We start from the raw sequence: 21597 nt of genomic DNA, 5'->3' as shown, positions 1-21597 counted from the left end.
GCCACCCATGGGACTCGAGGAACGACTCCCCAGCGGATTCCTGCTGAGTACTGTCGAGGATCTGGCGGGATTCATGCGCAAGGGCTCGTTGTGGCCCGCGACATTCGGGCTCGCCTGCTGCGCCATCGAGATGATGGCCACCACATCGGGGCGCTACGACCTCGCCCGCTTCGGCATGGAGGCGTTCCGGGCATCGCCACGACAAGCCGACCTCATGATCGTCGCCGGTCGCGTCAGCCAGAAGATGGCACCCGTCCTGCGTCAGATCTACGACCAGATGCCCGAACCCAAATGGGTTCTCGCCATGGGGGTCTGCGCGTCGTCGGGCGGGATGTTCAACAATTACGCGATCGTCCAGGGAGTCGACCACGTGGTGCCCGTCGACATCTACCTACCGGGTTGTCCGCCACGCCCCGAGATGTTGCTGCACGCCATCCTGAAGCTGCACGAGAAGATCCAGGAGATGCCGCTCGGCGTCAATCGCGAGGAGGCCATCTGGGCGGCCGAGCGCGCAGCCCTGCAGGCGACCCCGACGATCGAGCTGAAGGGGTTGCTCCGATGACCACGCCCGCAGGCCACCAGGATCCCGAGAACCCGGCACCCCCTCCGCATGATGCAGAGCAGATCGGCGTCCGGCACGGGTTGTTCGGTCCGCCCGGAACCGGCGACACGTCGGGGTACGGCGGGCTGATCCGGCCGGTCACATTGCCGCCCAGCTCATCCCGCCCGTTCGGCGGCTACTTCGACGAGATCGCCGACCACCTGCTCGACGAATTGGGCGATCGCTACGACGATGCCGTCGAGAAGATCGTGGTCTTTCGCGACGAGATGACCATCCACGTCGCGCGACGGCACCTCCCGACCGTCGCGCTGGCGCTCCGCAATGCGCCGGCGCTGCGTTTCGAACTCTGCCTGGGGGTCAACGGTGTCCACTATCCCGGCGACGCGGACCGAGAACTGCACGCCGTGTATCCCCTGGCGTCGCTCACACACGGTCGACGGGTCCGTCTCGAGGTCGCCGCGCCGGACGCCGATCCGCACATCCCGAGCATCTGCGACATCTACCCGACCAACGACTGGCACGAACGCGAGACCTACGACTTCTTCGGCGTCGTCTTCGACGGCCACCGATCGCTGACCCGGATCGAGATGCCCGACGACTGGGAGGGCCACCCCCAACGCAAGGACTACCCGCTCGGCGGAGTCCCCGTGGAATACAAGGGCACCCGCGTCGATCCGCCCGACCGGAGGAGGTCGTACAGCTGATGACCGACACCCACACCCGCACCTACACCGTGTCCGGGCAGGACTGGGACTCGATCGTGTCCGACGTCCGTACCCGCGCCGAACAGCAGCCCGGGGACGAACGCATCGTCGTCAACATGGGTCCGCAACATCCGTCGACGCACGGGGTCCTGCGCTTGATCCTGGAGATCGAGGGCGAGACCGTCACCGAGGCGCGCTGCGGAATCGGTTATCTGCACACCGGGATCGAGAAGAACCTGGAATACCGCAACTGGACTCAGGGCGTCACGTTCGTCACCCGGATGGACTACCTCTCCCCGTTCTTCAACGAGACCGCCTACTGCCTCGGCGTCGAGAAGCTCCTCGGCATCACCGACGACATCCCGGAGCGCGCCACCGTCATCCGGGTGATGCTGATGGAGCTCAATCGCATCTCCAGCCATCTCGTCGCCCTGGCCACCGGCGGAATGGAACTCGGCGCCGTGACGGCGATGTTCCTGGGATTCCGCGAGCGGGAGATGATCCTCGACCTGTTCGAACTCATCACCGGCCTGCGGATGAACCACGCCTACATCCGACCCGGGGGTGTGGCGCAGGACCTCCCGGACGATGGCATCGACCGGGTCGCCGAGGTGATCCGGCAGCTTCCCGGCCGCCTGGACGAACTCGGAGACCTGCTGAACGACAACTACATCTGGAAGGCGCGGACCCAGGGCGTCGGATATCTGGACCTCACCGGTTGCATGGCACTCGGGATCACCGGCCCGGTGCTGCGCTCGACCGGGTACCCGCACGACCTGCGCAGGGCCGAACCGTACTGTGGGTACGAGAACTACGAGTTCGACGTCATCACCGAAGACACGTGCGATTCGTACGGCCGCTATCTGATTCGCGTACGGGAGATGCGCGAGTCGATCCGCATCGTCGAACAGTGTCTGGAACGGCTCCGCCCCGGACCGGTGATGGTCGCCGACCGCAAACTCGCCTGGCCGGCCGACCTCGCGCTCGGACCGGACGGACTGGGTAACTCGCCCGAACACATCGCCCGGATCATGGGCACCTCCATGGAGGCCCTCATCCACCACTTCAAACTGGTCACCGAAGGGATGCGCGTCCCGGCCGGCCAGTGTTACGTCGCCGTCGAATCGCCGCGCGGCGAGCTCGGCGTCCACATGGTCAGCGACGGCGGCACCCGCCCGTACAGGGTCCATTTCCGCGACCCGTCGTTCACGAATCTGCAAGCGGTCGCAGCGATGTGTGAAGGCGGGATGGTTGCCGACGTCATCACTGCGGTGGCCAGCATCGACCCCGTGATGGGAGGCGTGGACCGATGACCGATCCCGTGTTCGTGGACCTGAGCACCGCGCCCCCACCGGAGGGGTCGGCACCCGCGCACGACCTACCGGTCCCGCCGATCACTTTCGACGGCCCGGCCGATTACCCCGACGAGGTCGTGGAACACCTCACGGCAGAAGCACTTCCGATCATCACCCGCTATCCCCACGCGCGATCGGCGCTGCTGCCGCTGTTGCACCTGGTGCAATCCCAGGACGGTCGTCTCACCCGCGCGGGCATCGAATTCTGTGCGGCACAACTGGGTCTGACAGGCGCGCAGGTGGCCTCGGTCGCCACCTTCTATTCGATGTACCGGCGCACACCGACCGGCGAATACCTGGTCGGGGTCTGCACGAACACCCTGTGCGCGACTCTCGGCGGCGATGAGATCCTGCGCGCGGTCTGCGACCACCTGGGCGTCGAACCCGGCGACACGACGGCCGACCATCGCATCACCGTCGAACACGTGGAATGCAACGCGGCCTGCGACTTCGCGCCGGTGGTGATGGTCAACTGGGAGTTCTTCGACGACCAGACCCCGGAGTCGACCATCGAACTGATCGAGGACCTCCGCGCCGGCGTCGAGGCGGCCCCGGCACGCGGTACCGGTGCCGTGCGCTCGTTCCGCGAGACCGAACGCGACCTGGCCGGTCCCCCGCTGGTCGAGCCGGCCCCGAGCGCAGCGAGGAACCGAGTCGAAACCACCCCCCAGCCACCACATCCCGAGCCCGAACCCGAGCCCGAACCCCCGGCGGCCCCGGTCCTGTCCCGCCACTGGCGCGAACCGCAGTCCTGGACCCTCGGCAACTACCGGCGCCACAACGGTTACCGGGCGTTGTCGACCGCGCTGACCACTCCTCCGGACGAGATCATCGAGACGATCAAGGCCTCCGGTCTCCGCGGCCGCGGCGGCGCGGGGTTCCCGGTCGGGATGAAGTGGTCGTTCATTCCCCAGGCCGACCCGTCCGTCCCGCACTACCTCGTGGTCAACGCCGACGAGTCCGAGCCCGGCACCTGCAAGGACATGCCGTTGATGCTCGCGTCGCCACACACCCTCGTCGAGGGCGTGATCATCGCGGCGTACGCCATCCGCGCCCATCATGCGTTCATCTACGTACGCGGCGAAGTCGCCTCGGTTCTCCGGCGACTTCGCACCGCCGTCGACGAGGCCTACGCCGCAGGCTATCTCGGCACCGACATCCTGGGTTCCGGCTTCGATCTCGAAGTGGTCGTCCATGCCGGCGCGGGCGCCTACATCTGCGGCGAGGAGACCGCGCTGCTCGATTCGCTCGAGGGCCGCCGGGGACAGCCGCGCCTGCGCCCACCGTTCCCGGCGGTCGCCGGGCTGTATGCGAGCCCGACGGTCGTGAACAACGTGGAGTCGATCGCGAGCGTCCCGGCGATCATCCGCAACGGCGTCGACTGGTTCCGCTCGATGGGCACCGAGAAATCGCCCGGATTCACCCTCTACTCACTGTCGGGTCACGTCACTCGACCCGGACAATACGAAGCGCCCCTAGGGGTTTCGATACGAGAACTGCTCGACCGCGCCGGCGGCGTTCGCGCCGGTCACGAACTGAAGTTCTGGACGCCGGGCGGGTCGTCGACGCCGCTCCTGACGCCAGAGCACCTCGACGTGCCGCTCGACTATGAGGGCGTCGCCGCGGCCGGATCGATGCTCGGCACCAAGGCCCTGCAGATCTTCGACGAGACGACATGCGTCGTCGGTGCGGTCCTGCGATGGACCGAGTTCTACGAGCACGAGTCCTGCGGCAAGTGCACCCCGTGCCGCGAGGGCACGTACTGGCTGGTGCAACTGCTCCACCGGCTGGAGCACGAGGGTGGGAGCGCCGCGGACCTCGACACCCTCGCCGACGTCACCAACAGCATCGTCGGCAAGTCGTTCTGCGCGCTCGGGGACGGCGCGGGGAGTCCGATCGTGTCGTCGCTGAAGTACTTCCGCGACGAGTACCTGGCCCACCTCGACCACGGGTGCCCGTTCGACCACTCGCGGTCGACCGTCTGGGCAGGAGGCGTCCGATGACACTCACCCACGACAGCGACCCGGCGGCCGCGACCGACAATCTGGTGGGCATCACCATCGACGGCCACGCGGTCCGAGTACCGAAGGGCACGTTGGTGATCCGGGCAGCCGAGCAGATGGGCATCACGATCCCACGCTTCTGCGACCACCCGCTCCTCGAACCGGTCGGCGCCTGCCGCCAGTGTCTCGTCGAGGTCGAGGGGCAGCGAAAACCGCTCGCATCGTGCACGACGGTGGCCACCGAGGGAATGGTCGTGCGGACGCAGCTCAGCTCCGAGATCGCGGCGGGAGCGCAACGCGGGGTGATGGAGTTGCTCCTGATCAACCATCCGCTGGACTGTCCGGTGTGCGACAAGGGCGGCGAGTGCCCCCTGCAGAACCAGGCCATGTCGGCCGGACGCGCCGAATCACGGTTCGACGGGGTCAAACGGACCTTCACGAAACCGGTTCCGTTGTCGTCGGAGGTCCTGCTCGACCGGGAGCGCTGCGTCCTGTGCGCCCGCTGCACCCGCTTCGCCACGCAGGTCGCCGGTGACCCGCTCATCGAACTCGCGGATCGCGGTGCGCTGCAACAGGTCAGCATCTATGCCGACGAACCGTTCGACTCCTACTTCTCCGGGAACACCGTCCAGATCTGCCCGGTCGGCGCGCTGACCGGGACGCAGTACCGGTTCCGCGCCCGCCCCTTCGACCTGGTGTCGACGCCGAGTGTGTGCGAGCACTGTGCGAGTGGATGCGCCCAGCGCACCGATCACCGTCGCGGCAAGGTGTTGCGACGGCTCGCCGGTGACGATCCCGAGGTCAACTCGGAGTGGAACTGCGACAAGGGCAGATGGGCATTCGCCTACGCGTCGTCCACTGATCGGATCACCGCCCCGCTCGTCCGGGACCGACACGGTGAGCTGCGCGAGGTGTCGTGGGCAGACGCCGTGCGCGCCGCGGCCGAGGGACTCTCCCGCGCCGTGGGCGACGTCGGTGTCCTCACCGGCGGCCGGTTGACCGTGGAGGACGCCTACGCGTACTCCCGTTTCGCACGAACCGTGTTGCACACGAACGACATCGACTTCCGCGCCCGGAGCCACAGCGCCGAGGAGGCCGACTTCCTCGCCGCGCACGTCGCCGGGCGCGGACTCGAGACGACGTACGCGGACCTGTCCACCGCACCCGCGGTGCTGCTCGCCGGTTTCGAACCCGAGGAAGAATCGCCGATCGTCTTCCTCCGCCTCCGCCGCGCGGTACGCACCGCCGGTCAACGCATCGCCACGCTCGCCCCGTTCGTCAGCCGCGGCGCGGCCAAGCTCGATGCCGCGCTCTTTCCCGTCGTGCCGGGCGAGGAAGCGCGGGCGCTCCGGTCCGACGCCATCCGCGCCCACCTCGAGCCACCCGGTTCGGTGATCCTCGTCGGCGAACGGCTCGCCAGCCGGCCCGGCGCCCTGCTCGCGGCCACCGAGCTGGCCGACCGCACCGGCGCCCGGCTGGCCTGGATTCCACGCCGCGCCGGCGAGCGAGGCGCGCTCGAAGCGGGCGCGTTGCCGGGGCTCCTCCCCGGCGGTCGGCCGCTCGACGACGATGACGCCCGCGCACCGGTGTCCGAGGTCTGGGGCACCGATCTCGACCCGCGGCCCGGACGCGACACCGCCGGGGTCATCGATGCCGCCCGCTACCACGGACTCTCGCTGCTGATCGCCGGCGTCGACGTCGGCGATCTCCCCGACCCCGTCGCGGCGGCCGAGGCGCTGACCGCCGCACCGTTCGTCGTCAGCCTCGAGCAGCGCCACAGCGCTGTCACACCGTTCGCCGACGTGGTGTTCCCGGTCGCCGCCGTCGCCGAGAAGGAGGGCACGTTCGTCGACTGGGAGGGGCGGCCGCGGAGCTTCACCGCCGCTCTGAAAGAGTCCGGCCACCTGCCCGACCATCGCATCCTCGACGCGGTCGCCCGCCAGATGGGCGTCGACCTCCGCTGCGCCGACGTGGCGACCATCCACATCGACCTGCGGCGGATCGGTGCATGGTCGGGCCGTCGATCCCCCATCGGCGTCGCCGACAGGCCGCACCCCGCTCCGGCCGCCGGTCAGGCGATTCTGGCCGGGTGGCACATGTTGCTCGACGACGGCCGGTTGCAAGACGGGGAACCGCACCTCGCCGGAACCGCCCGGCCGGTGGTGGCCCGCCTCGCGCCGTCGACCGCCGCCGAAGCCGGGGTCGGGGCGGGCGATCTTCTCCGCGTCAGTACCGCCGACGGCGCCGTCATCGCGCCGGTCGAGATCACCGATATGCCGGACCGGGTCGTGTGGCTCCCGTTGTTCTCACGCGGCTCGCACGTCCACGCCGCGCTCCGCGCGCAGGAGGGTGACCTCGTGGCCCTCGCGCCGGCGCAGGATGACACCGAGGGGGGTGCCGCATGACACTCGCCGCCGATTTCCCCACACTCGACGACTTCGGGCACGATCCGATCTGGCTCGTCGTCGCCAAGGCGCTGGCCGTCTTCGTGTTCCTCGTGGTCAATCCGCTCGTCGCCATCCTGCTCGAGCGAAAGATCATGGCGCGCATGCAGACCCGGATCGGGCCGAACCGGGTCGGCCCCAAGGGGATCCTGCAGAGCCTCGCCGATGGCGTCAAGCTCGCCCTCAAGGAGGGGATCATCCCCACCGGCGTCGACAAGGTGATCTACCTGCTGGCGCCGATCATCGCGGTCGTCCCGGCGGTGATGGCCTTCGCCGTCATCCCGTTCGGTCCGATGGTGTCGGTGTTCGGTCACCAGACGCCATTACAGCTCACCGATCTCCCGGTCGGGGTCCTGTACGTCCTGGCGGTGACGTCGGTGGGCGTCTACGGGATCGTGCTGGCCGGCTGGTCGTCGGGCTCCACCTATCCGCTGCTCGGCGGACTCCGGTCCACCGCCCAGGTCATCTCGTACGAGATCGCGATGGGACTCACCTTCGCCGCGGTGTTCCTCGACGCCGCGACGATGTCGACCTCGGGAATCGTTGCCGCGCAGGAGCACCACTGGTACGTGCTGCTGCTCCTGCCCTCGTTCGTCATCTACGCCATCTCGATGGTCGGCGAGACCAACCGGGCGCCCTTCGACCTGCCCGAGGCAGAGGGCGAGCTGGTGGGCGGGTTCCACACCGAGTACTCGTCGTTGAAGTTCGCGATGTTCATGCTCGCCGAGTACATCAACATGGTCACCGTCTCCGCGCTGGCCACCACGCTGTTCCTCGGTGGATGGCAGGCGCCGTGGCCGGTCAGCACCTTCGACTGGGCGAACTCCGGATGGTGGCCGGTCCTCTGGTTCACGCTGAAGGTGTGGGCGTTCCTGTTCGTCTTCATCTGGCTGCGAACCAGCCTGCCGCGCTTGCGCTACGACCAGTTCATGAATCTGGGTTGGAAGGTCCTGATCCCCATCTCGCTCACCTGGGTGATGGTCGTCGCGATCATCCGCGCCGCCTTCGCGGGTGACGACGCCGACCTCACGCGCGCGCTCGTGTCCGCCGGCGCCGGGCTGGTCGTCACCGGACTGATCGCCTACGCGGTCTGGCGGTTGATGCGCGTCCCCGACATCCCGGACCCGCCGCAGGAGACCGCCGACCCGGCCGCACCCGAGGCGGTCGACCCGATGGCCGGCGGCTTCCCGGTCCCGCCGATGCCCCGAACCGTGAGGGAGACGACCGATGCCTGACTTCCTGAAGCCGGTGAGCGGTCTGCGCGTCACCTTCGGAGGCATGTTCCAACCGACGATCACCGAGCAGTATCCCGAGCAGAAGCGACCCACGGCAGCCCGCTATCACGGCCGCCATCAACTGAATCGGCACCCCGACGGTCTCGAGAAGTGCATCGGGTGCGAGCTGTGCGCGTGGGCGTGCCCGGCTGACGCCATCTATGTGGAGGGCGCCGACAACACACCCGAGGAGCGCTATTCGCCCGGCGAACGGTACGGGCGCGTCTACCAGATCAACTATCTGCGATGCATCGGTTGCGGGCTCTGCATCGAGGCGTGCCCCACGCGCGCGCTCACGATGACCAACGACTACGAACTCGCCGACGACAACCGCGCCGACCTCATCTACGAGAAGGACCGTCTGCTGGCCCCGCTGCAACCCGGCGTCGACGCGCCGCCGCACGCGATGGCGCCGGGTTCCATCGAGGAGAACTACTACCGGGGCGAGGTGACAGCCGACGGGCGCGTGACCCTGCCGAATCCGACCGTGCGGGAGAGCACCGCGCGGGAGACACAGCCATGACCCCCGTGGGCACCCTGTGGCTCGCCGACGAGGTGGTGCGCACCTCCACCGGCGAGGCGATCCAGTTCTGGATTCTCGGGGCGGTCGCGGTCGCGGGCGCACTGGGTGTCGTGTTCGCCACCAAGGCCGTGTACTCCGCGATCTTCCTGGCCACCACGATGATCGTGCTCGCCGTCTTCTACGTCGCGCAGGGCGCGCTGTTCCTCGGCGTGGTGCAGGTGGTCGTCTACACCGGTGCGGTGATGATGTTGTTCCTGTTCGTCATCATGCTGATCGGCGTCGACTCCTCCGACTCCTTGCGCGAGACGCTGCGCGGTCAGCGCGTGTCCGCAGCTCTCATCGGGCTCGGCTTCGGGATTCTGCTGATCGCCGGAATCGGCAGCGCCACCGTCGGTGTGGTCACCGGCGCCCGGAATCCCGGCGTCGTGGCCGCGCAGAGCGACGCCGGTGTCGAAGCCATCGCCGAGCTGATCTTCGTCCGCTACCTGTGGGCCTTCGAGCTGACGGGGGCCCTCCTCATCGCCGCCACGCTCGGCGCCATGGTGCTCGCGCACCGGGAACGGTTCGGACCGCGACTCACTCAGAAAGAGCTGTCGCAGGCCCGGTTCCGCAGTGGGGTCAACCTCACCCCGCTGCCGACGCCCGGTGTGTACGCACGCCACAACGCCGTCGACGTACCAGCACGCCTGCCCGACGGGTCGCCGTCGGACCTGTCGGTGAACGCCATCCTGGCCGCGCGGACGCTCCGGGGCCGCCCACCCGAGGACCCCGGGAGCACCCGGTGAACCCGGAGAACTATCTCTACCTCGCGGCGCTGCTGTTCACCATCGGCGCCGCCGGAGTACTGCTACGGCGCAACGCGATCGTCGTGTTCATGTGCATCGAGCTCATGCTCAACGCGGCCAACCTCGCCTTCGTCACCTTCGCCCGGATGAACCAGTCGTTCGACGGCCAGGTGATCGCCTTCTTCACGATGGTCGTCGCCGCCGCGGAAGTGGTGGTCGGGTTGGCGATCATCATGACCATCTTCCGATCGCGCCGCTCGGCGTCGGTCGACGACGCGGATCTGCTGAAGCGGTAGAGGAGGATTGGTGAACTCCGAACTCACTGCGTCACTGCTCTGGTCGATCCCGGCCCTGCCGCTCCTGGGTGCGGCGGTCCTCCTCCTCGGCGGCCGCGTCACCGACCGGTGGGGACATCTGCTCGGCACGGGTCTTGCGATCGCGTCGTTCGCGGTCGCGCTGATCATGTTCGCCGGGATGTTGTCCCGTTCCGCGGACGAGCGCGCGGTGTCGGACATCCTGTTCAACTGGGTGCCGGTGGGTGAGCTCCAGGTCGACTTCGGATTGCGACTGGACCAGTTGTCGATGTGCTTCGTCCTGCTGATCACCGGTGTCGGTTCGCTCATCCACGTCTATTCGATCGGCTACATGCAGCACGATCCCGATCGTCGCCGATTCTTCGGCTACCTCAACCTGTTCCTCGCTGCCATGCTCGTGCTGGTCCTGGCCGACAACTACCTCGGGCTCTATCTCGGCTGGGAGGGCGTCGGGCTCGCGTCATACCTGCTGATCGGCTTCTGGCAGCAGAAGCCGTCGGCGGCCACCGCGGCCAAGAAGGCATTCGTCGTCAACCGGGTCGGCGACATCGGACTCGCCGTCGCCCTGATGATCATGTTCGCCACGTTCGGTTCGGTGGCCTTCACCGCTGTGTTCGACGGCGTCTCCCAGGCAGGCGAGAGCACCCTCACCGCACTGGGTTTCGTGCTGCTTCTCGCCGCATGCGGCAAGTCGGCGCAGGTGCCGCTGCAGTCCTGGCTCGGCGACGCGATGGAGGGCCCGACTCCGGTGTCGGCGCTGATCCACGCGGCGACCATGGTGACCGCGGGCGTCTACCTCATCGTGCGCTCGGGCCCGATCTTCGACCTCGCCCCCGCCGCCCAGGTCGGGGTCGTGGTCGTCGGTGCGGTCACCCTGCTGTTCGGCGCCGTCATCGGTTGCGCGAAAGACGACATCAAGAAGGCGCTCGCCGCGTCGACGATGAGTCAGATCGGGTACATGGTGCTGGCCGCCGGGCTCGGGCCGGCGGGTTACGCGTTCGCCATCCTGCACCTGCTGACCCACGGATTCTTCAAGGCCGGACTGTTCCTCGGCGCGGGTTCGGTGATGCACGGGATGAACGACGAGACCGACATGCGCCGTTACGGTGGTCTGCGCACCCTGATGCCGATCACCTTCGTCACCTTCGGCGTGGGGTATCTCGCCATCATCGGTGTGCCACCATTCGCCGGCTTCTACTCCAAGGATCACATCATCGAGGCCGCGTTCGGCGCCGGTGGGGCGAAGGGCCTGATCCTCGGTGGCGCAGCTCTTCTCGGCGCCGGGATCACCGCGTTCTACATGACCCGGGTCATGCTGCTCACCTTCTTCGGTGAGAAGCGTTGGCACGACGGCACGGACGCGCCGCAACCGCACCCGCACGAGTCACCGCGGGTCATGACCGGCCCGATGATCCTGATCGCGCTCGGCTCGGTCGCGTCGGGCGGCGTCCTGGCCATCGGCGGATCGCTGGAGACGTGGCTCGAACCCGTTGTCGGAGAACACACCGCACACCATCTCCTCCCGGTGTGGGCCATGACGGCGATCATCCTGCTCGTGGTCGCCGTCGGCGTGGCTGTCGCCTACCGCCAGTACGCGACCCGGCCGGTGCCGGTGACCGCACCGCAGGACGTGTCCGTGCTCACCGTCGCCGCCCGGCGCGATCTGTACGGCGACGCCGTCAACGAGGAACTGCTCATGCGGCCGGGCCGGCGGGTCACCGCCGGCCTCGTAGCGGTCGAGTCCGACGGCGTCGACGCGCTCACCAGCGCCGTCGGGGATGTGGTGACCGGCGCGTCGCGTCGAATACGCGGGTGGCAGAACGGATATGTCCGGTCCTATGCCTTGTCGATGTTCGCCGGCACCACCGTGATCGTCGCCCTGGTGATGGCGGTGAATGTCCTGTGAGCATCCCCTGGCTGACCGTCCTCTGGGTCGCGCCCGCGGTCGGTGCGGCACTCGTCCTCGCGGTCCCGGCGCATCGGACCACCGCGGCGAAGTGGTTCGCCCTCATGGTGTCGGTGACCGTCCTCGTCCTGTCGATCGGTCTCGCGATCGGTTTCGATCCGGGCGGCGAGCGCTACCAGTTCGTGGAGGACGTCAGCTGGATTCCGGCGCTCGGCACACGGTATGCACTCGGGCTCGACGGCATCGGGCTGGTCTTGGTCCTGCTGACCGCGGCGCTCCTGCCGCTGCTGCTCGTCGCCGGCTGGCGCGATGTCGAACCATCGGGCTCGCTGGACGATTCGGGCGGCCGCGCGCAGAAGGGCGCGCACATCTACCTGGCGCTGTTCCTCGCGACCGAGGCGATGGTACTGATGAGCTTCGTCGCGCTCGACGTGCTGCTGTTCTACATCTTCTTCGAGGCGATGCTCATCCCGATGTACTTCCTGATCGGCGGGTTCGGCACCGGACCCCATCGATCGGCGGCGGCGGTGAAGTTCCTGCTGTACAACCTCTTCGGCGGCCTCCTTCTGCTGGCCGCGGTGATCGGGCTCTACGTGGTGACCGCCCAGAACGGCGTCGGCACGGACGGTGGCGGGACGTTCGCGCTGCAGGACATCGCCGCCGCTGTCGCGAGCGGACAGATCGACGACTCGACCGGACTGGCCAAGCTGCTGTTCCTCGGCTTCCTGTTCGCGTTCGCGGTCAAGGCGCCGCTGTGGCCGCTGCATTCGTGGTTGCCCGACGCCGCCGTCGCCGCCACGCCCGCTTCGGCCGTACTGATGATGGCCGTGATGGACAAGGTCGGGACCTTTGCGATGCTGCGATTCTGCATGCAGCTGTTCCCGGACGCGTCCCAGTACTTCGCTCCGCTCGTCTGCGGGCTCGCGGTCGTCAGCATCGTCTACGGCGCGGTGCTGGCGATCGGCCAGACCGATGTGATGCGGCTGATCGCCTACACGTCGATCTCCCACTTCGGCTTCATCATCCTCGGCATCTTCGTGATGACCGACCAGGGTCAGACCGGCTCGGCGCTCTACATGGTCAACCACGGGATCTCCACCGCCGCACTGTTCCTCATCGCCGGATTCCTGGTGTCGCGGCGTGGGAGCACCCTGATCGCCGACTACGGCGGCGTACAGAAGGTCGCGCCGGTCCTCGCGGGCACATTCCTCGTCGCCGGACTCGCAACTCTCTCGCTCCCCGGTCTCGCGCCGTTCATCAGCGAATTCTTGGTCCTCATCGGCACTTTCACCCGCTACCCGGTTGCGGCGGTCATCGCCTGCTCGGCACTCGTCCTGTCAGCGATCTACATCCTATGGACGTATCAGCGCATGATGGGCGGGCCGCCGAAGACGTCTGATGCCCGGGCGTCGTCGATGCGGGACCTCGCGGGTCGCGAGCTGGTGGTCGTCGCCCCGTTGCTCGCGCTGCTCCTCGCACTCGGGGTGTACCCGAAGCCGATGATCGACCTGATCGATCCCGCAGTGCAGGCAACGCTCACCACCGTCGGCGTCGAGGTGCCCGAACCGGCGGTCGCCGAACCAGATGCGGAGGGCAACTGATGAACCCGACAACCGTCACCGACGGTCCGCTGACGCTCGCCGCCATCGACACTCCCAACATCGAGTACGCGTCACTGTCTCCGATGCTCATCGTGTTCGGTGCCGGGGTCATCGGGGTGCTCGTCGAGGCCTTCGCACCACGCCGGCTCCGATACCCGCTCCAACTGTCGCTTTCGCTGGGCGCACCGGTCATCGGCTTCGCCGCGCTGGTCACGGTGGCGGTCGCGCAGACGCGGGACGGCGGGAACGGCGAGTTCGCGATGTCCGGCGCGGTCGTGATCGACCGCCCGACCCTGTATCTGCAAGGGCTGCTGCTGATCATCGCCATCGTTGCGGTCGGGTTCATGGCCGAGCGTCGCCTCGAACGTGTCGTGGCACCCGTGACGATGCGCAAGCTCGCCGGGGTCGGCGGACCAGACGGGTCGTCGACCGGCAACGGCATCACCAGCGGCGGCCCGGCCGGCGGTGGCGTCGACGCGGACATGTTCACCCCGTCCGGGGCATCGGTGCCCAACACCGACGCCGAGTTCGAGGCCACCCGCGCCGGCGCGGTCACCACAGAGGTCTTCCCGCTGGCGCTGCTCGCGGTGGGCGGGATGATGCTGTTCCCGGCATGCGGTGACCTGCCCACGATGTTCGTCGCGTTGGAGGTGTTCTCGCTCCCGCTGTATCTGCTGTGCGGACTCGCGCGGCGCCGGCGCCTCATCTCGCAGGAGGCCTCGCTGAAATACTTCCTGCTGGGCGCATTCTCGTCGGCGTTCTTCCTGTTCGGTTCGGCCTTCGTCTACGGCGCCACGGGCTCGCTCAACCTCTCGACGATCGGTGCGTCGATCTCGGCGGCCGCCGACAGTGGCGGCGACACCACGCTGGCCCTCATCGGGCTGGCGTTGCTCGCCGTCGGCCTGCTCTTCAAAGTGGGTGCGGTGCCGTTTCATTCGTGGATTCCCGATGTCTACCAGGGCGCGCCGACACCGGTCACCGCGTTCATGGCAGCAGCGACCAAGGTCGCCGCCTTCGGGGCACTGCTGCGAGTGTTCTACGTCGGCTTCGAGGGGCTCCGCGAGCAGTGGGAGCCCGCGTTGTGGGCCGTGGCGATCGCCTCGATGGTCATCGCCTCGGTCATGGCGGTGACGCAGAACGACGTGAAACGGATGCTCGCGTACTCGTCCATCGCGCACGCCGGCTTCATCCTGCTCGGTCTGATCGCCTTCGACGACGCCGGACTCGGCGCCACCTTGTTCTACCTGGCCGCCTACGCCTTCACCACTCTCGGCGCCTTCGCCACCGTCGCCGTGATCCGCGAGCCCGACACCGACAGCGGGACGTCGGCTCGCAGCGTCGCCATCCACGGTGCGGCACCGGCCCCGCGGAACCCACACCTCTCCGGACGCGAGGCCACCGACCTCACCCAGTGGTCGGGCTTGGGACGCCGTTACCCGCTGGTGGGCGCCATGTTCGCGGTCTACCTGCTCTCCTTCGCGGGCATCCCGCTGACCAGTGGCTTCATCGCCAAGTTCGACGTCTTCGCCGCCGCCGCCGGGTCCGGCGGCGGCGTCCTCGTGGTCATCGGCGTCATCAGCAGCGCGATCGCCGCCTACGTCTACATCCGCATCATCGTCGCCATGTTCTTCGACGACGTCCCCACCGCCGGTGCCCCACACGTGGTGAAACCGAGTATGTTGACGACGTCTGGCATCGCCCTGTGCACCCTGGTGACGGTCGCGCTCGGCGTCTTCCCACAGCCGCTCCTCGATCTCGCCGATTCGGCAGCGGTGTTCCTGCGCTGATTTGGCAACAAGCGCCCGTCTGTGGAACGCAATGCTGGTAGCCGCGTCCCATGCCGGGTAACCGACTTGTGTCCGGTCCATCCCCAGAAGCAACGTGCACCCCGTACGGAAGGGCCTGCCCACCTACTATCGATACGGGTCCGAATACCTCGGGTCGCATGCTCGTCGATGGCTGGGGGTCGCAATGAGCGAGAGAGTGTCGGTTGATCCTGTCAATCTGCGGTATGGGGGTCAACAGCTAGGCGGTTGGCACGACGAGGCCATCGACGTTTTTCATGGCGGGTTCCGGACCTTGACGGAGGCCGCTGAAGCTGGCTGGGTGGGCGCGTCGGCTCGAGCATTGGCAGAACAAGTTGGTGGACTGCAGGCGTCTGCGCGGGACCTGACCGCACGTCTCGGAGAGAACTCAGCTCGGTTCGTAGCTGCGGCGTACAAGTTCGAACTCGATGACAGCATTTCAGCCGCCAACCTCGCGAAACCGCCTAGCGACGGCCAAGCGGACGTCGCTCCCCCGGTCTCGGACCGAATGCTCAACTTGTGATATCGATATCCGATATCGATCGCTGGAATGTAGCGGACATTGAAGCGGTTTTCCGCGTGTGCGCTGGCCAAGCAGAACACTGCACGACTCAGTCAACTAATCTGAAGAACCTGGATACGTTCTCTTCATGGGACGGTGACGCGGCCGCAGCCGCAAAGCGTTCCATTGGTCGGGCCCGGGTTGACTTCGATGCTCACGGAAACCAACTCGCCACGATAGCTGCGGCCGCGCAGGCTGCGGCACAGAAGATCGAAACCATCAAGCGAGTCCTCGGCCAGATCCGCGGCGACGCGTTTAGCAATAGCTTTATCGTCGAGGATAGCGGCAGAGTGGCCTCCACCCTACAGACCGTGATGTCCGCCGAGGACTCGGAGAAGAGGGAGTCCCTTCGGACGGCGCTTCAGATTCGAGTCAACCAACTGTTGATCAATGCAGAGGCTGCGGATGATGATCTGGCCGCGGCGATCAGAGCAGCAGACGGAGAACTTCGTCCTGAACAGATTCCACCGGGAGCATTTGACGGTACCTACGCGGGCGTCTTCGGTATTGCATCGCTTGGTCTTCCACACTACCCGGATGGATCACTAACGAATTCCGAGACTAGGAGTTACTACGCAGAAGCCGAACGGAGACTGAAGTCCCTCAATGACACTTTGGCAAAGTCTGATATGCCATTGGATCAGCGGGCACTGATTGCGCAAGAGCTGCGGAACGAGATCCGATCGAAGGCTCGCGCCCTTATGGCGGATCAAAACCTCGCATCCCAGCTGTTTCGCGAAGAGCCAAACAAGAATTTGGAACAACTGATCGAGCACAAAGCTCGAAAATACGGGATGAGCCGCGAGCAGGCACTTGACGACATCATCAGGTCTTCATCCACAAGCCGCGAGTCCGTGAACACGCGTCTCGGGATAGACCCGGACAGGCCGGTTCTGCCGGATCCAAGGGAGGTTGAATCACGGGCGCCTCGAGCTGGCCCAGTAGAAGTAGCTCCCGACCGCATGGGCGCAACAGCCACGAAGGTTGCGGCGAAGATCGCCCTACCAGCGGCAGTGGCCTACGAGGTCTACGACGGGTACAACCAAGTCAAGAATGGCGAGGAGAGCGTCCCTGAAGCGGCGGGAAGTGGCGTAGGTGCCGTCGGTGGTGCGTGGGCGGGCGCCGAGTACGGTGCGTTGGCAGGCGCAGCAGGTGGTCCTATCGGTGTCGGCATCGGGGTAGTCGTCGGTGGCCTTGCCGGTGGACTTGTCGGAGGAACATTCGGAAAGCAGATTGGTGGCTTGTTCGATTGAGCGAGAACTGGACTTTGTACGACAGACTTGAGCGGATGGCGGTAGTTCAATCACGCGTCGCCGATCCTCTAACACTCCCGGGTGACGTGCGCATCGAGGTAGACGCTGTCGAATATCGAGCCGACCCCGCAGGTGCGAAAATGGGGCTCATAGCCTTGTACTTAGCGCAACAAGCCCATGAAGGGGGTTTTACGGACAACGTCACCGTGATCCTGACACGTTTCATAGTGGACGCGACGGTTGATATCAACGACTTGTTCGATCACGCCTTCGTCGAGGCTCGCGAGTTTCCGGAGTGGACCGAGCAACGCGCGGACCGGTATCCGATAAGTACGCGTACCGAAGGAGCGACCATACAAGCAGGCAGTCATCGAGAAGATGGCAAATGGCTCTACACGGTCAATAAGTTCGAGGCATATCGACGGGGCAATGTGGCCTACCTCCTGCAGTGCACGGGTACCACCATGTCAACTCGCCTTGAGAAGTGGTCAGCCCTGAACGATATGGTCAGTTCCGCACACTTCGACGATTAACACATAGGAGTCAGAGTGGTAACACGTGCGTCCGTCGTTGCAGACCTCGACCAAGCGCTCGCCACACAGATCGACTTTGTTGCCGATCCGCTCGACAGCTCGTGGTACGTCGGAAACTTCGACGGCGAGTCAGTCTATGTGCGAATGGGCAACTTCCCGGACGAAGAGGCGTACTCGCTCTACTTGGGACATGGTCGATGGATGGATTTCAGCCGAGTTCCCGACAACTGGACCATTACCACCCCAGCGGAAGGGTGGCCGTCAACGGCTCGGCAACGCCTACCCAAGGGCGAGTTTCATGCCTGAGCATGGAACCGCATACCTAAACACACAGGATCGGGATGCGCTGATCAGCCGATGGAGCGAACCCCATCGGAAGTACCATGACGTTCGACACTTGAATCAAGTCATCAGCTCGCTTTCCGTACTACGCTCTGCCGGTACTCCCTTCGATGAAGAAGCAGTTCAGCTCGCGGCATGGTTTCACGATTCCGTCTACGAGATCGGCTCCCCAGACAATGAAGAAAGGTCCGCCAGCCTCGCCGAGACGGTGCTGACCGGCCGTGCGTGTGCGCCCGAGGTCGCACGGCTTGTTCGAGTCACCGCTACGCACACCGCCGACATTTGCGACCAGAACGCGGCGGCACTGTGCGACGCGGACTTGTCGATACTGGCGAGCAGCCCGAGCGAGTATGCCGCCTACAACTCCAGTGTCCGCGACGAATACTCTGGCGTCGAAGACGATGCTTACAAAGCAGGTCGGACTACCGTTCTCAACCATCTACTTGACATGGACTCGCTGTACAAAACAGACTACGGCCGGACCCACTGGGAACGTCGTGCTCGCGAAAACCTCCGGGACGAACTCGCCCGGCTCAGAGGATGAGCGACGACGGCTCGACATGGGGTCCACACACCTTAGCCATGGCCCAGTCCAGCGAACAACCAACATGCGGTTGTTAGCGACGATTCGCTAGTCACTGTGGTGTTGTGAAGGCCATGCACGGTCCCGTTTCGGGGCCGCGGTTCGAGTTGCGGCAGTTGTGTCCAAAGTCCGGCGCAAACTGCCGCAACGTCGATGAGCTGCAGCTGCACCGGGAACAAGAATCATCCCGATCTCCACGCCGATCGACCCGGGGACTTCTTCTGCCGGAGGAGAAGTCGGTAACACACCCATCTGCTGCGCAGCACACCAGGGGCCCCACGCAGTAAAGAGCGATATATGCGCCGGCCCGTTCAGTCGGTACTGGGATTCGAGACCTGCCGAACAATGCTGTGCAACAGCGCCTCCGGTTCGGACTCCGGAAGCCAATGTCCGCCGCGCAACTCGCGGACTTCCACGCCGCGAGCAACTTCGGCGGTCTTGCGCATCACAGCTACGCTGAAGAACGGATCATCCCGACCGTAGATGTAGACCGTGGGCACCGCCCGTTGCGACGACGTCCGGGGATGCTTCGGCGGGCGAAGCTGCTCGAACAGCATCCGCCGATACCAGTTGACTGCGCCCCGCGCGACACCTTCTCTCTTCATACGTTGCTGATAGCGGTTCGCACGGTCCTCGGAAAGACCTGATCGTTTCAAGAATCGAGCCAGGTGTCGTGTCAAGACGTGTTCCGGCACGGCCGGCAGCGCCAGCGCGAGCATGTACCAGCTACGCAGCGCCTGCCCTGTCCGCACCATCCCCCATGTCAGGGCCTGGGGGTGCGGGGTCGACACGATGGTGGCGGTACGCAGTCGGTATGGATGAGTTCTGCGCATCGTCCACACCAAAGCCCCTCCCCAGTCGTGGCCCACGAGGTGAGCACTGTCCACCTCGGCCGCGTCGAGCAACGCGATGACGTCGGCGACGAGGCGTGGCAACCCGTACCGCGACACCGGCCGCGGACACGCCTCAGGTGAGTAACCGCGCAGGTTCGGGATCAGGACCCGAAAGCCGTGGTCGGCAAGCGACTGCCCTACCTCGTCCCACGCGGTGCGGTCCTGGGGGAATCCGTGAAGGAGAACTACAGTCGGGTCGTCGACGGCTCCCAGATCGGTCACCTCGAAGATCAGTCCGTCGGTCTGGAACGTATCCACGCCTGCTCCTCCTCGCTGAGACACTCGCTGCACCAACCATGCCATCCTGGAACCCGTGGATCTGATCAGGCACTTGCGGTTCTTCGTCGCCGTGGCCGAAGAGGGTCATTTCGGCGAGGCCGCGGCCCGCCTGGAGATGACGCAGCCGCCGGTGTCGCAAGGTCTGCGACGTCTGGAAAAGCAGCTGGGACTCCAGCTCATCCGACGCACCACGCGCGGCGCCGAGCTCACCGACGCCGGCCGCGAACTCCTGCCCCGCGCTCGTCTGCTCGTCGACGATGCCTCGAGATTCATCGGCGAGGCTCGCCGCTTGCACGAGCGCACCGAGGTATTGCGATGGGGTGCTGCATCACTGACCGGTTCGACGGTGACGGCCACTCTGGCACAACGCCTCGCCGAAGTCGCTTCCGGACAGGAGACGGTCAGCGCCTCGACGGTGAATCTCGTCGAACAGGTGTCGGCCGGCTCGCTCGATCTCGCCGTCGTCGAAGCCCCCTGTGTCACCGGCTCATTGGCCACCGGACCGGTCGTCGTACTCAAGCGTTCGGTGGTGGTTCCCGCGACGCATCCGGTGGCATCTGCCGACCGGCCCCGCCTGCGTCAATTGGCGGGCCTGCGCTTCTGCCACACGCCTCGGTCGTTCAACCCGCCCGCGCACGATCAACTGATCGACCGGCTTCGCGAATCGGGACTCGACCCGCAGCTGTATCCGGTGACCGCCGCCGACCAAGTGCTGGCCGCGGTCGCCGCCGGGCACGCCTTCGCGCTGACCGTCGATCGTGCCCCTCTCGCGGCGGTCGAGGCCATCCGCTGCCTTCCCATCGGTCGAGACGCCACCGCTCTGCGCCTACGGGTCGTGCATCGCGAACCCGGCCTCGGCGAGGTCGCCGACGTCGTCACCGCCGCCCTCTATCGGATGGGCAAAGCCTCGTGAGCGCACCCGCGACCCTCCCCGAGTCTGTCCGCACCGACCTTGATCGCGTTGTCCGCGAGATCTTCGCCGATGCGGGATGTTCTGGCCGCGTCCATGTTCGGACGATCGGTCCGACGCCCGTCGAGTACTGCCACGACGCCGACACGCCGGTCGTCCTCGCGTCGGTCTACAAACTGGCGGTACTGATCTCCCTGTGCCGCATGGCGGATCGCGGTGACATCGACCTCGCCGCGTCGATCACGGTCGACCCCACCCGATGGGCTCAGGGCCCGACCGGACTCGCACTGTTCATGGACCCGGTGACCACGTCGTGGCGTGACCTCGCCACGTCGATGATGACCGTCTCCGACAATGTCGCCGCCGACGTCATCCTCAGCCAGGTCGGGTTGCCGCGCATCCACGACGACCTGGTCGAACTCGGCCTGATGAACACCCGGATCGTCGGTGGGGTCGCAGAACTGCACGAGCGTCTGCAGCGGGAGACCGGTACGAGCACCGTCGCCGAGGCGTTCGCCGCCCTGGCCGATCCCGACTCCGACGCATCGGTCAGCGCCTATGACGCCGCCTACTCCAGTTCCGCAACACCGCGAGACTGCACGACCCTGCTCGACGCGATCTGGACCGATCGCGCAGCGTCCGCGCCGTCGTGCGAGTTCATCCGCCAGACGATGCGGAAGCAGGTGTGCACCTCGCGCCTCGCGTCTGGCTTTCCGTTCCGCCGGGTCAGCGTCGCGGGCAAGACGGGCACGCTCGTCGCCGTCCGCAACGAGGTCGGCGTCATCGAGTTTCCCGGCGAACTGCCGGTGGCGGTCGCGGTGTTCACGACGAGCGCGAGATCCGAGATGGCCTTGCCCGAGGTCGATCGCGCCATCGGTGAAGTCGCCCGCGTCGCGGTCACCGAACTCCGAACCCCGGATGACTGATCAGAAAGGCACACCCCAGCAGGAGTGATAGCAAGTGGCT

The 21597-nt window shown here is 66.3% G+C and carries 19 protein-coding genes; 18 read left to right on the top strand and 1 reads right to left on the bottom strand.

Annotated features, from left to right (window positions below):
• Nucleotides 1–7 precede the first annotated feature (7 nt).
• From CA982_RS01015 to CA982_RS00935, 16 genes are all read left to right on the top strand, one after another.
• Nucleotides 8–562, top strand: a complete 555-nt coding sequence (locus CA982_RS01015; RefSeq protein WP_004021558.1) for a NuoB/complex I 20 kDa subunit family protein — start codon at nt 8–10, stop codon at nt 560–562.
• Nucleotides 559–1266 carry an NADH-quinone oxidoreductase subunit C gene (locus tag CA982_RS01010; RefSeq protein WP_086533476.1) on the top strand — a complete coding sequence of 236 codons (708 nt, stop codon included), beginning with the start codon at nt 559–561 and terminating at the stop codon, nt 1264–1266. The genes CA982_RS01015 and CA982_RS01010 overlap by 4 nt, the downstream gene beginning before the upstream one ends.
• Nucleotides 1266–2579: an NADH dehydrogenase (quinone) subunit D gene (nuoD, locus tag CA982_RS01005; RefSeq protein ID WP_086533475.1), complete on the top strand. Its 1314-nt coding sequence runs from the start codon at nt 1266–1268 to the stop codon at nt 2577–2579. The genes CA982_RS01010 and nuoD overlap by 1 nt, the downstream gene beginning before the upstream one ends.
• On the top strand, nt 2576–4624 hold the full coding sequence (gene nuoF, locus CA982_RS01000) for an NADH-quinone oxidoreductase subunit NuoF (protein ID WP_086533474.1): 2049 nt from the start codon (nt 2576–2578) through the stop codon (nt 4622–4624). The genes nuoD and nuoF overlap by 4 nt, the downstream gene beginning before the upstream one ends.
• On the top strand, nt 4621–7029 hold the full coding sequence (locus CA982_RS00995; protein ID WP_086533473.1) for an NADH-quinone oxidoreductase subunit G: 2409 nt from the start codon (nt 4621–4623) through the stop codon (nt 7027–7029). The genes nuoF and CA982_RS00995 overlap by 4 nt, the downstream gene beginning before the upstream one ends.
• Nucleotides 7026–8303: an NADH-quinone oxidoreductase subunit NuoH gene (nuoH, locus tag CA982_RS00990; protein WP_086533472.1), complete on the top strand. Its 1278-nt coding sequence runs from the start codon at nt 7026–7028 to the stop codon at nt 8301–8303. Before CA982_RS00995 ends, nuoH begins: the two co-directional genes overlap by 4 nt.
• The gene (gene nuoI / locus CA982_RS00985) at nt 8296–8865 is read left to right on the top strand and encodes an NADH-quinone oxidoreductase subunit NuoI (protein WP_086533471.1); all 570 of its coding nucleotides are present in this window, start codon (nt 8296–8298) and stop codon (nt 8863–8865) included. The genes nuoH and nuoI overlap by 8 nt, the downstream gene beginning before the upstream one ends.
• Nucleotides 8862–9650, top strand: a complete 789-nt coding sequence (locus CA982_RS00980; RefSeq protein WP_086533470.1) for an NADH-quinone oxidoreductase subunit J — start codon at nt 8862–8864, stop codon at nt 9648–9650. Before nuoI ends, CA982_RS00980 begins: the two co-directional genes overlap by 4 nt.
• Entirely contained in the window at nt 9647–9946 is a 300-nt protein-coding gene (gene nuoK / locus CA982_RS00975) for an NADH-quinone oxidoreductase subunit NuoK (protein WP_006358927.1), read from the top strand. The genes CA982_RS00980 and nuoK overlap by 4 nt, the downstream gene beginning before the upstream one ends.
• Nucleotides 9947–9956: 10 nt before the next feature.
• The gene (nuoL, locus tag CA982_RS00970; RefSeq protein WP_086533469.1) at nt 9957–11870 is read left to right on the top strand and encodes an NADH-quinone oxidoreductase subunit L; all 1914 of its coding nucleotides are present in this window, start codon (nt 9957–9959) and stop codon (nt 11868–11870) included.
• Entirely contained in the window at nt 11867–13471 is a 1605-nt protein-coding gene (locus tag CA982_RS00965) for an NADH-quinone oxidoreductase subunit M (protein WP_086533468.1), read from the top strand. The genes nuoL and CA982_RS00965 overlap by 4 nt, the downstream gene beginning before the upstream one ends.
• Complete coding sequence (nuoN, locus tag CA982_RS00960; protein WP_086533467.1) at nt 13471–15258, top strand: NADH-quinone oxidoreductase subunit NuoN; 1788 nt, start codon at nt 13471–13473, stop codon at nt 15256–15258. Before CA982_RS00965 ends, nuoN begins: the two co-directional genes overlap by 1 nt.
• A 537-nt stretch (nt 15259–15795) precedes the next feature.
• Nucleotides 15796–17091, top strand: coding sequence for a phage head morphogenesis protein (locus tag CA982_RS00950; RefSeq protein ID WP_086533465.1), 1296 nt, complete (start codon nt 15796–15798; stop codon nt 17089–17091).
• 86 nt (nt 17092–17177) lie between these two features.
• Entirely contained in the window at nt 17178–17624 is a 447-nt protein-coding gene (locus CA982_RS00945; protein ID WP_244176080.1) for an LpqN/LpqT family lipoprotein, read from the top strand.
• A 15-nt stretch (nt 17625–17639) separates the two neighbouring features.
• The gene (locus tag CA982_RS00940) at nt 17640–17930 is read left to right on the top strand and encodes a hypothetical protein (protein ID WP_086533463.1); all 291 of its coding nucleotides are present in this window, start codon (nt 17640–17642) and stop codon (nt 17928–17930) included.
• Between the two features lie 91 nt (nt 17931–18021).
• Complete coding sequence (locus CA982_RS00935; protein ID WP_244176079.1) at nt 18022–18510, top strand: HD domain-containing protein; 489 nt, start codon at nt 18022–18024, stop codon at nt 18508–18510.
• A 350-nt stretch (nt 18511–18860) separates the two neighbouring features.
• Here CA982_RS00935 and CA982_RS00930 read toward each other — a convergent pair whose 3' ends face one another.
• A complete protein-coding gene (locus CA982_RS00930) occupies nt 18861–19700 on the bottom strand; it encodes an alpha/beta fold hydrolase (protein WP_086533461.1) in 840 nt (279 codons plus the stop codon).
• A 55-nt stretch (nt 19701–19755) separates the two neighbouring features.
• Between CA982_RS00930 and CA982_RS00925 the strand changes: the two genes are divergently transcribed.
• Both CA982_RS00925 and CA982_RS00920 read left to right on the top strand, forming a co-directional pair.
• Entirely contained in the window at nt 19756–20634 is an 879-nt protein-coding gene (locus CA982_RS00925) for a LysR family transcriptional regulator (RefSeq protein WP_086533460.1), read from the top strand.
• A complete protein-coding gene (locus CA982_RS00920; RefSeq protein WP_086533459.1) occupies nt 20631–21557 on the top strand; it encodes a serine hydrolase in 927 nt (308 codons plus the stop codon). Before CA982_RS00925 ends, CA982_RS00920 begins: the two co-directional genes overlap by 4 nt.
• The last annotated feature ends 40 nt before the right edge of the window (nt 21558–21597 follow it).

Origin of the sequence: Gordonia lacunae, from assembly GCF_002149015.1 — a bacterium.
GTDB lineage: Bacteria > Actinomycetota > Actinomycetes > Mycobacteriales > Mycobacteriaceae > Gordonia > Gordonia lacunae.
Note: the sequence above shows the minus strand (reverse complement) of the source record. Positions and strands in the feature narration are given on the sequence as shown.